The sequence below is a fragment of the Pseudoalteromonas sp. TB64 genome (assembly GCF_000498095.1).
Classification (GTDB): domain Bacteria; phylum Pseudomonadota; class Gammaproteobacteria; order Enterobacterales; family Alteromonadaceae; genus Pseudoalteromonas.
The window spans coordinates 1-11231 of sequence record NZ_AUTQ01000212.1 but is presented as its reverse complement, the minus strand read 5'-3'; the positions used below and the strand labels follow the sequence as shown (position 1 = coordinate 11231).

Genomic DNA, 11231 nt, shown 5'->3' with positions numbered 1-11231 from the left:
CAACTATCAAAGGCGCTCCCCATTAATAAATGGCTAGTTAACTCCATCAAACACACCATGCGAACCTGAGGGAAAGCCGTGTCACCATACTGATTTTTCCACACGGAGAATGCATGTTGATTTTCAGCGGTATCCGGTGTGCGCCAAATGACACCATCAACGCCCAATAGTGATAACCCGCACCATGTGGGGTGGTTCGCATCAGCATTCCACATTTGCTGACTTTGCTCAAAAACCTGTTTAACGGCATCAGCCCCAAGCCGCTGCCTAGCCTGTACAACCGCACTGGGTGCAACGAGTTCTTTTTTACCTGGTAAAGCGAGCCCTAATTTACTGACAATACTCCACAGTGGGTCTTCACGATAAAACGACATACAAATGACTGTCCAAACGGCTATCTCAACAGGAAGCCTTCTTTTCCTTATCGTCGCGACACCAGCTGTTTCTGCGCATTGTTTGATAAACTCAGGGCATAAAAAATCACTCAGCTGACCTAAGCCTTCTGAATTGGGTGCGTAGCTATTGGCTAGAGAAAGTGCGGTAGTGAGTTGCAAAATAAAAGGCTCCTGAATAAATTCAGAAGCCTTTATAAACTAACCAGAAGATCGGTCAATGGATCGTTAAATATTTCTTAACTGATCGGCATTAAGCTTAGGCTGCCTTTTGCTTTTCATGTAAAGCTATTCAAACAAATCATCTAAAACAAAGTACGATAATTTAATTTGTTGCTCGGTGCTTACCATTAGCATCTTCTTTGCTACTTGCTTACCCGTGATAGGTCTGTAACGTTTTAAAAATGGTAGCCATGCAATAATAGGTAAAATTATACTGCCTATTTTTTCTGCTACTCTAAATTGCTCACGCTGACCTAGCAGTAACGATGGCTGAAAAATACTTATACGCTCAAAAGCAAGCAACTTAATCTGCTGCTCTAGTTGACCTTTCATTTTTAAATAAGGGCTACGACTTTGCGCATTTGCACCGCTGGACGACACTAAGCAATAATGTTTTATTCCATTACTAACAGCTAACTGCGCTGCAATAAACTGGTAGTCAAAATCCACTTTACGCTGTGCACTAATTGAACCCGCTTGCTTTTGTGTAGTCCCTAAGCATGAAAAAAGCACGTCACCTTTAAATAGCTCGCCACATTGGGCTAACTTTTCGAAATCAATTATGTGATTAGTTAGCTTGCTATGCGAAATAGGTAAAGCACGGCGAGTTAAAGTAACCACGTGGGTGTAGTGTGAACTATTAAGTAACTCATTTAGTAGCTCACTACCTACTAAACCTGTGGCACCAAGTATAATCGCCGTTTTAGTCATAAGCTTATTTACTCACAACCTGCTTTTGCAAGCACGTATTGCACAGCTCTTTTATAGCTTTCGGTTTCTTCTGCGGCACACGTTACTACTGATTCTAAATCATGTAAGTGCCCATTTTCTAAACCATAAACCCAACCATGAACACTGAGCTCTTGACCTCTTTCCCATGCATCTTGAACAATGTTAGTACGACAAACATTTCGCACTTGCTCAATGACATTTAGCTCAATAAGGCGGCTTAAACGTTCTTTTTCAGGCATTGCATTTAATTGCTCTAAATGCTTTTCTTTTACGTCGCCTACATGGCGTAGCCAATTATCAATAAAACCAAATTTGGCATCATCTAAAACAGCTTGTACGCCACCACAACCGTAGTGCCCTACTACCATTATATGTTTTACTTTTAATACCTCTACAGCATACTGCATAACAGACAGACAATTATGATCGGTGTGTACAACCACGTTAGCAACGTTACGATGTACAAATAATTCACCTGGTAATAAATCAACTATTTGGTTTGCGGGTACGCGAGAGTCTGAGCAACCAATCCATAGGTATTCTGGATTTTGTTGCATTGATAAAATTTTAAAAAACTCAGGATCAGCTTCACTTGTACGATCAGCCCAGCGTTTATTGTTATCGAATAAATTTTTTAACTTTCTCATTGCATCTCTTATTAAGTCGAGGACGGGAAATTTAATTGCTATTAGCGAGGATCAGAATATTACGAGGCGTTAACTGTTTCTCACAAAACGTTTTAACGCTTACTTGATAACCTTGCTGTTGCAAATATAAAGCACGATCGAGCACAAGCCAAACCTCAATTGCTCTTCTGAACACATGTCGAACCAGTTCAACTCTGTCTGTAATCTTTTTTCGCTCTTGCCCAATAGATAAAAACTTTTCATAATCAGTATCTTGAGGCAATAAAATTGCCTTTTTATCCGCAGCCCATGCACAAAATGATTTAAATGAATCTGAGAATATTGCTTTATTAACCGAAGGGACGCTTACATAGCATTGCTCATCAGTTATCGACTTTCTAAGAGCATCAAAACCAAGGCGCCACTCAAGCTCAGTTTTGCGTACTTTTTCCAAGCGAGAAGGAGCTGTAACTGTTTCTTGTAATGAGAGCTTTAAATCGCGGTGCGTTAAATTAAGGTCGCTTTTACGAGCTAACGTACTCATTGCAAAATACTTATTGGCAGTGAATAAATGATAGCAACACGGAGAAAAACTAATTTTTTGCACTTTGGCTAAACTTGCTTGGCGCATAAATTCTTGATGCAATCCGCCACAAGCATGTAATGCAACAGCATGAATATCCGAGTTAAAAAAATCAGAAGTGTTATCAGTAAGTACATCTACTTGGCTAAAACGCATTGCCAAACCTTGCTGCTGAGCACTTTGCTCGCCTTGTTTACACAAGCTAGATTGCAATTCAATACTATGCACTTCACTTGCTCCATTAAAGGCAAGCATTCTACCTAGGTGCCCTTTACCTGCACACCACTCTAAAACTGGTAGCGTACTATTTGGTAAAGCAGATACAAAGTCTTTTAACTGGTCAAACTTGCGACCTTTAATGCCATTACTTATCCAAAATGGATAATCACTATAAGATTTATCAGCACGAGGTAATTCGCATAGCATTTCGAGTTCTTCAAGCTGATTGATATAAGGGGCAAAAAATTTATATACCTGAGCCTGATCACTATCAATCTCAGCTACTTGCTTGTCAGTTAAGTTGTTGAGTGGCTTTTGTAGCTCAGACCACGGAAGAGTATCAAAATCAAATGCAGTACACTGCCAATACTGGCGGTTACGCTTCAATAATGAATCAAGTGCAAAAAATTGCTCAGCTAAAGTCATAACAACTTACAATAGAAAAAAGACAATTAATTATATCAGCAGATCAAATTTCAAAAGATATTATTTTTTACTAAAAATTAAACGCAGATAAAGCGGTATTGAAATAATACTGATAATAATAGCGGCGATAAGCATCCATGATAATTTAATACTTTCAGGCTCCTGATACTTATAAATAAAGCTAGCTTTTACTTTATCAAACTCATTTTGCTGTATGCCATATAAATCAGCAATGAGTCGCCACTTAGCCATCGACATATTACCTAAGTTAGTTGTAGGGGGGACTATATAATCTTTTAATACTTCAGCTTCATATGCTAATTGATGAAAGCTTTTGTTTGGTGCGTATTTTTGCTGGGTAATCGCAATAGCTTCATCCATATTCATCATTGCATAACGCCAACCTTTTAAACTTGCTTGATAAAACTTTTCAACTGTTTGAGGATGCTTTTTAAGCATTGCCTCACTGGTAAATAAAATATCAGCGTATACATCCATACCGTATCGCTGCGGACAAATAAGCCGATGGGCTACACCTTGCTGGGTCATATAATAAGGCTCCGTAGTAACGTATACCTGCATAGCATCAAACTTATTTTCAATCCATGCTTGGCTAGAATCCTCACCTTTGTAAATCTTGAGCTTTTCGATATTAACAGCACTGCGCTTGAGCATAATGAGTAACTCGGTGTTGTCTTCTCTGCTCACACTTGTGATACGTTTATTGATAAAATCTCGTGGGTGAAAAATATCAGAGGTGTCTTTAACCATCCAACAATAAGGAGAAAACTGTAAGATAGCAGCCATGGCAACAAACGGTTGACCATCAATTCGCTGCTGCAGAATACCAGAATGACCCACACCAAATTGCGCTTCACCATTAGCAACTGCGTCAAAAGTATTTGGCATCATGGGGTTAGCAGGTTTAATTGTTACATCAATGCCTACCTCTTTATAAAAGCCTTTTTGATCTGCCATATAATAACCGGCAAACTGAAACTGATGCATCCATTTTAGTTGTAATGTGACAGATTCTTGCGCCTTAATCTGGCCACAAAAAACACACAATACAATAATTAATCCTTTAAGTAGCAACGAGGTTTCCTCAAAAAGTATGACGATTACCTGTAACTATATGTAAAACGTGTGATAAAGCAAGCACCCTAGTTAGGTGCCTGCCTTTAAAGAAGGATTATACTGAGGCGAGTTTTTCGGCTTTTTCTGCTTGCGGTTTTGATGTTAAAAATTGGGTAAAACACGGGTTTTGTGTTTCATCTTGTACACTGTAACCTAAGCGATTCAAATGCTCGTTAAACATCTCATACTGACTCGGCTCAATAGCAAAACCTGCCAGTACATTCCCCATCGAACCACCGTGATTACGATAATGAAACAAGGTAATGTTCCAATTGCTGCCTAAAGTATCTAAAAAGCGTGCAAGCGCACCTGGATACTCAGGAAATTCAAAACGCAATAAACGTTCATGTAATTGCTCTGGTGCTTTTCCGCCAACCATATAACGCACATGTAATTTAGCGAGTTCGTTATCTGACAGATCGCAAAATTGATAATCGTTATTAGTTAAGTCTTGCTTTAGCTCATTGAGCTCTTGCTCGCCTTGGCGAAGTGCAATACCTACAAATATTTGTGCTTCACCAGGTCCTGCATAACGGTAGTTAAACTCAGTAATAGCACGGCCACCTAAAGAAGCACAAAACTGTTTAAAACTGCCTTTTTCTTCTTTAATAGTAACGGCTAATAGCGCCTCGTTTTTTTCACCCAGCGCAGTACGCTCTGCTACATAACGCAGACGATCAAAGTTTAAATTAGCACCCGAAAGCACAGCCGCTAAGTGCAACCCTTTTAACCCCGACTGCTGACTCCACTTTTTCAGTCCAGCCGTTGCAAGTGCACCTGATGGCTCTGCAATTGCACGCGTAGATACAAAAATATCCTGCATGGCTGCACATATTTCGTCGCTAGTTACTGTAACAACCTCATCGCAAAACTTTTGCGCTAAACGAAATGTCTCAGTGCCAATAATTTTAACCGCTACGCCATCGGCAAAACTACCAACGCGTTCAAGCTCTACTGGTTTACCTGCTTCAAGTGCAGCTTGTAAACACGCACTTTCGTCGGCTTCTACGCCAATTACTTTTATATCTGGACGCAGCGATTTAATATAAACCGCCATACCAGCAAGTAAGCCACCACCGCCAACAGGAATAAATACTGCATCAAGCTCGTTTAATTGCTGCATTAACTCGCGCGCTACGGTGCCTTGACCAACAATGACATCCGGATCATCAAATGGTGGGACAAATATACCGTTACGTTGTTGTGTTAACTCAAGCGCATATTCTTTTGCAGCATCAAAATGATGACCATGTAATACAACCTCACCGCCAAGTGCGCGCACTGCGCTGACTTTTATTTCAGGTGTTGTTACTGGCATTACAATAGTTGCTTGATGCCCAAGGTGAGATGCACTCAATGCAACCCCTTGAGCATGATTACCCGCAGAAGCAGTGATAATCACTGAGCCTTTAGGTAATTTATTTAATTTGTTATACGCACCGCGTAATTTAAATGAATACACGGGCTGTTGGTCTTCACGCTTTAACCAAACATGGTTACCTAGCTTTTTACTGAGTTCAGCCATTTCGCTAACCTCAGTAACTTTAGCCAAAGGCTCCATGTTTGCTTGAATAATAGCGCGAAAATAATCGAGCTCTTGAGAGACCATAATTAACTAAGCGCCTCCAATTTAGCTAAATCGCGCACTGCGCCTTTATCAGCACTTGTTGCAAGTAATGCATATGCTTTTAAAGCAGACGATACATAACGCTCACGATCAACTGGTTTGTAAGCCATTTTTCCGCGTGCTAATTGCTTTTGTTTACGTGCCTCAAGTTCTTCATCGCTTAGCGCTAAAGTGATTTCTCGTGTTGCAATATCAATAATGATTTTGTCGCCATTTTCAACATAAGCAATTGCACCACCACTTGCCGCTTCAGGCGACACATGACCAATTGATAAACCCGAAGTGCCACCCGAAAAGCGACCATCCGTAATAAGGGCACACTTTTCAGCTAAGCCTTTTGATTTTAAGTAACTCGTTGGATATAGCATTTCTTGCATACCTGGACCGCCTCTTGGTCCTTCATAACGAATAACAACAACATCGCCGGCTTTTACTTCGTTATTTAAAATCCCTTCTACTGAATCATCTTGTGATTCGTATACAATGGCGGTGCCTTCAAAATGTAGCATTTCGTCAACTACACCAGCACTTTTTACAACACAACCATCAACTGCTAAATTCCCCGAAAGAACTGCTAAGCCACCATCTTGGCGAAAAGCGTGTTCAACGCTTCGAATACAACCATTCACGCGGTCATTATCACCTTCATCCCAACGACACTCTTGGCTCATTGCTTTAGTAGTTCGAATGCCCGCAGGACCAGCACGATAGAACTTACGCGCTACCTCGTTAGTTGGGTCGGTTGCATCCCATTTTTTAACAAGCTCAGCCATTGTTGACCCAGCTACATGATTAACCGACATATCAACTAAGCCCGCTTTACCAAGCTCGCGTACAACTGCCATCATGCCACCAGCACGGTGAACATCTTCAATATGGTACTCTGGTGTTGCCGGTGCAACTTTACATAAAAATGGTGTTTTACGAGATAAAGCATCAATATGCGACATATCAAAATCAACGCCTGCCTCTTGCGCTGCAGCGAGTAAATGTAATACGGTATTTGACGAGCCGCCCATTGCAATATCAACAACCATTGCATTCATAAAGGCTGTTTTATTGGCAATAGCACGTGGCAATACATCTTGATTATCTTTTTGATAATACTCACGACATAAATCAACAATACGAGCACCCGCTTCAACATACAGTTGTTTACGGTCTTTATGGGTAGCAAGCGTGGTACCGTTACCAGGCAACGCTAAGCCTATTGCCTCTAACAAACAGTTCATTGAGTTTGCAGTAAACATACCTGAGCACGAACCACATGTAGGACATGCAGAGCGCTCTACTTGCTCTGAATCTGCATCACTTACCGATTCATCTGCGCCTTTAACCATGGCATCAACTAAATCAAGTTTAATGTCGATGTTAGCAAGTTTAGTTTTACCTGCCTCCATTGGACCGCCCGATACAAATATTACCGGAATGTTTAAACGAAGGGCTGCAAGCATCATCCCAGGGGTGATTTTGTCACAGTTTGAAATACAGATCATCGCATCGGCGCAGTGACCATTTATCATGTATTCAACCGAGTCAGCAATTAAATCACGCGAAGGCAGCGAATAAAGCATTCCGCCGTGTCCCATCGCAATGCCATCATCAATCGCAATGGTATTAAATTCTTTTGGAACGCCACCTGCTTGGGTTATCGTCTCACCCATAAGCTCACTAAGCTGATTAAGGTGTACATGCCCTGGTACAAACTGTGTAAACGAGTTAACTACGGCAATAATCGGTTTACCAAAATCAGAGTCGGTCATACCTGTTGCGCGCCACAATGCTCTTGCGCCTGCGCGTTTACGTCCTTCAGTTGTTGTTGCACTTCTTAATTTAGCCATAGTTACCTCAGTTTTTTGCCGCTTAACAAGCGGGCATTCCTCATTCTAAAATTGTTGAGTAAGTTATTATTAACTTACCCGAAAATAACGTTCTTATTGCATCATTAAACGACTTGTTGCTGTAAGTTTTGCAAATTGACTTCTTTAACATCAACCAGTTTGTTTAACTGACTTGTTAGTAGGTGAATAGGCTTATCACTATCTACCGTCATTGCTACGTTGTATTGACCGTCGTCCATATTGAGCTGAAAATGCGTTAAGTCAAAACCACGATGGCGTACCACACGTAAAAATCGCTCTACGGCAATACTTTGATTTTTTAATACAAGAATTAAGCTGTGTTTCATTTTGCCTTCTCCGTTATCATTTCATCGTTAGCTGCACCCGGTGGCACAAGCGGCCATACGTTTGCTTTGTTATCAATGCAGGCATGTACAATATACGGACCTTTACTATTAACTAATGCTGTTATTGCATCATCAACTTGATTGGCATGCGTAACTGTTTGCCCTGGAATACCAAACACTGCAGCTAATTGCACAAAGTCAGGGTTATCCGAAAGGTTCGTTTCAGAGTAACGACCTTCAAAAAATAGCTCTTGCCATTGGCGAACCATACCTAAGCGCTGGTTATCTAAAATTAATATTTTTACTGGTAAATTATTACGACGAATAGTTGCAAGCTCTTGAATATTCATCATGATTGAGCCATCGCCCGATACAGTTATAACAAAATCATTTGGTCGTGCTACTTGTGCACCAATAGCTGCTGGCAAACCAAAACCCATAGTGCCCGCACCACCACTACTTAAATGGTTGGTTGGATGGCTAAATTTCATATGCTGAGCCACCCACATTTGGTGCTGACCTACGTCACAGCAAACTACGCCTGTTTTTGGCATACGCTCGCTAAGCTGACTAAGTAAATAAGGTGCGTATACCTTTTCGCCTGGATAGTCGTAACGCCATGCATGTTTAACCATCATTTCTTTGTTAACGTCGCACCATGCTTTAGGCGTTACAAAACACTCTAATGCTGGTAACGATGTTTTTAAATCAGCAATTAATGAGGCTTTAGCAGGTTTACGTTTACCTACTTCAGCGGCATCAATATCTAAATGAATAACTTTAGCTTTTGCTGCAAATTTTGCTAAATTACCAGTAACACGGTCATCAAAGCGTGCACCTATACACACTAATACATCGCACTCTTGCACTGCAATATTAGCGGCTTGACCACCATGCATACCTAGCATACCTAAATAATGTTCGTAATCTGGTAATACGCTACCTAATGCTTTAAGTGTTGCAACTGCAGGCATTTGTGTTTTATTTAAAAACTGCATTAACTCGTCTTGCGCATCAGCGGCTTGAACACCACCACCAACATAAGCGACAGGCTGCTTAGCCTCACTCAACAATTGGTTGGCAATAGCGACTTGGTTTAGATCTAGTTCAGGTAAATACTCATCAGCTGCAAGCCAAGGTTTAAAAGGCACTTGCGCCATTTGTATATCTTTTGGGATATCTACAAGTACCGGACCTGGTCGGCCGCTTTGTGCTAAATGCATTGCTTCTTGCAATATTTCAGCTAAATCTTCAGCTCGCTCCACCATATAACTATGTTTAGTACATGAAAGCGACATACCTAATATATCAATCTCTTGAAACGCATCAGAGCCAATCGCAGCGGTAGGCACTTGCCCTGTAATAGCGAGTAAAGGTACTGAGTCCATCATTGCATCTGCAAGTGAGGTAATTAAATTAGTAGCACCTGGTCCTGAGGTTGCAAAACACACACCTAGTTTTCCAGTGCTACGTGCAAAACCTACGGCAGCAAATCCAGCACCTTGCTCGTGGCGAGCAAGGTAGTGCTTGATCGACGAATCATAAAGCGCATCGTAAATTGGCATAATAGCTCCGCCTGGGTAGCCAAATACGTCTTTTACACCGTGTTTACTTAATAAGTCGATTGTTAGTTCTGCACCTGTCATTAATAAAACCCTCATTCCTCAGTGACAACCCAATTACATTTTTTACGCTTAAAACTTTAGGCTTAAAACTAAAAAGCCCTCCGAACGGTTAAGTGCGGAGGGCTCTTTAATGCTTAAGTTTTTAAAGCACTACGAAGCCCTCGCGGGAATAATCACCACGATAATAATCAGGACTAGGTTTAGTGCGTTTGCAAGCATGTAATTAATACCAAATTTTGTTCAATTGCTACGAAGGTTATTCCTTCGCTCTCTTTTTATATTAGTACCGCGCTAAGCCCCTTAAGTCAACACCAAAGTTAATCTAAGAAAAAGGGGAATATGGAAATTAAGTGGTTTTAAAATTCACCATTAACAAAAATAAAGGTTTTTTTATGCTGTAATTTCAAGCACGGAAATTCACTATTCTTATATTCTCTGTTTAAGGTTTGATTAATTTTTAAAAAAAAGGTGATAAATAAAATTATTTATTACCCTCAGGCAATGCGTAGGTTCTCTTAAGCAATTCTTAAGTGTTGTTACATAGCATGGCGTTGTTATTTTAAACGAGCCTAAATATGAATACACTTAGCCAAACACCTGAACAAAAAAAGCCAAACCGTAGTAAACGATTTTATATTCACTGTAGTGCTAACGCCTTTGTAGTGATGATTGCCTGCTATTACTGTTTAGTTATAAACATTCCTTTTATTCAAGGCTCGTTTAGCGCCATTACCTCATTGGCTTCCTTTTCGTGGCTATTTTTACTTTCAGTACCACTACTTTTGTTATGCCTTTTAATTATTTTCTTTTCGATAGTGTCGGTTAGATGGTTATTAAAACCAATTAACTATCTTTTACTGATAATTTCTAGCGCCGTGCTTTACGGCTCATTAAATTATGGTGTCGTGTTTGACTATTCAATGATTCAAAACACGTTCGAAACCGATTCAAGCGAAGCGTTGAGCTATTTAAACCCGCAGCTCATAGCCTTTTTACTGTTGTTTTGTGCGCTACCTGTTTTTATATTAAGCAAAGTAAAAATACACTTTACTCGCCCTCATCAAGAAGCGATTAGCCGCATAAAACTTATTATTGCCTGCTTAACGCTAATTGCTTTAGTGGTCGCTAACTTTTACGCCGATTACGCAGCCACTGGTCGTAACAACCGCATTTTGAAAAAAGAAATTATTCCGTTTCAATATCTCTCTAGCGGTTATAAATATATGCGCGATCAACTGCTATACACCAATATAGAATTTAAAAACATAGATGCAGCACCCACCCTAATTGCGCCTAATACCACCAGCGTAACAGTTATAGTTGTTGGCGAAACAGCACGAGCAGAAAACTTTGCTTACCAAGGTTATAAACGCAACACCAACTCTTACACTCAAAAGCATAATGTTTCGTATTTCAATAATGTGGCGTCTTGCGGCACAGCCACCGCAGTGTCT

General features: G+C 40.4%; 10 protein-coding genes. 1 reads left to right on the top strand and 9 read right to left on the bottom strand.

Annotated features, from left to right (window positions below):
- The 9 genes from L647_RS0117825 to ilvG all read right to left on the bottom strand — a co-directional run.
- A partial coding sequence (locus L647_RS0117825; protein ID WP_024610249.1) for a transposase domain-containing protein occupies window positions 1-554 on the bottom strand: 554 nt, incomplete at its 3' end.
- A 126-nt stretch (window positions 555-680) separates the two neighbouring features.
- Window positions 681-1325, bottom strand: coding sequence for an NAD(P)H-binding protein (locus L647_RS0117820; protein ID WP_024612247.1), 645 nt, complete (start codon window positions 1323-1325; stop codon window positions 681-683).
- An 8-nt stretch (window positions 1326-1333) separates the two neighbouring features.
- Window positions 1334-1993, bottom strand: coding sequence for a carbonate dehydratase (gene can / locus L647_RS0117815; RefSeq protein WP_024612246.1), 660 nt, complete (start codon window positions 1991-1993; stop codon window positions 1334-1336).
- A 31-nt stretch (window positions 1994-2024) separates the two neighbouring features.
- The gene (locus tag L647_RS0117810; RefSeq protein ID WP_024612245.1) at window positions 2025-3200 is read right to left on the bottom strand and encodes a methyltransferase; all 1176 of its coding nucleotides are present in this window, start codon (window positions 3198-3200) and stop codon (window positions 2025-2027) included.
- A 60-nt stretch (window positions 3201-3260) separates the two neighbouring features.
- Window positions 3261-4295, bottom strand: coding sequence for an ABC transporter substrate-binding protein (locus tag L647_RS0117805; protein WP_024612244.1), 1035 nt, complete (start codon window positions 4293-4295; stop codon window positions 3261-3263).
- Between the two features lie 97 nt (window positions 4296-4392).
- Entirely contained in the window at window positions 4393-5946 is a 1554-nt protein-coding gene (ilvA, locus tag L647_RS0117800; protein ID WP_024612243.1) for a threonine ammonia-lyase, biosynthetic, read from the bottom strand.
- 2 nt (window positions 5947-5948) lie between these two features.
- Window positions 5949-7805, bottom strand: coding sequence for a dihydroxy-acid dehydratase (gene ilvD, locus L647_RS0117795; protein ID WP_024612242.1), 1857 nt, complete (start codon window positions 7803-7805; stop codon window positions 5949-5951).
- A 104-nt stretch (window positions 7806-7909) separates the two neighbouring features.
- The gene (gene ilvM, locus L647_RS0117790) at window positions 7910-8152 is read right to left on the bottom strand and encodes an acetolactate synthase 2 small subunit (protein WP_024612241.1); all 243 of its coding nucleotides are present in this window, start codon (window positions 8150-8152) and stop codon (window positions 7910-7912) included.
- The gene (ilvG, locus tag L647_RS0117785; RefSeq protein ID WP_024612240.1) at window positions 8149-9798 is read right to left on the bottom strand and encodes an acetolactate synthase 2 catalytic subunit; all 1650 of its coding nucleotides are present in this window, start codon (window positions 9796-9798) and stop codon (window positions 8149-8151) included. Before ilvG ends, ilvM begins: the two co-directional genes overlap by 4 nt.
- Before the next feature lie 554 nt (window positions 9799-10352).
- On the opposite strand from ilvG, the gene L647_RS0117780 reads away from it, so the two are divergent.
- On the top strand, window positions 10353-11231 hold an 879-nt coding region (locus L647_RS0117780; RefSeq protein WP_024612239.1), incomplete at its 3' end, for a phosphoethanolamine transferase domain-containing protein.

Bases quoted from the DNA above. Each gene is read 5' to 3' on its own strand.
- L647_RS0117820 (WP_024612247.1), bottom strand. From the start codon at position 1,325: ATGACTAAAACGGCGATTATACTTGGTGCCACAGGTTTAGTAGGTAGT.
- can (WP_024612246.1), bottom strand. From the start codon at position 1,993: ATGAGAAAGTTAAAAAATTTATTCGATAACAATAAACGCTGGGCTGAT.
- L647_RS0117810 (WP_024612245.1), bottom strand. From the start codon at position 3,200: ATGACTTTAGCTGAGCAATTTTTTGCACTTGATTCATTATTGAAGCGT.
- ilvA (WP_024612243.1), bottom strand. From the start codon at position 5,946: ATGGTCTCTCAAGAGCTCGATTATTTTCGCGCTATTATTCAAGCAAAC.
- ilvD (WP_024612242.1), bottom strand. From the start codon at position 7,805: ATGGCTAAATTAAGAAGTGCAACAACAACTGAAGGACGTAAACGCGCA.
- ilvM (WP_024612241.1), bottom strand. From the start codon at position 8,152: ATGAAACACAGCTTAATTCTTGTATTAAAAAATCAAAGTATTGCCGTA.
- ilvG (WP_024612240.1), bottom strand. From the start codon at position 9,798: ATGACAGGTGCAGAACTAACAATCGACTTATTAAGTAAACACGGTGTA.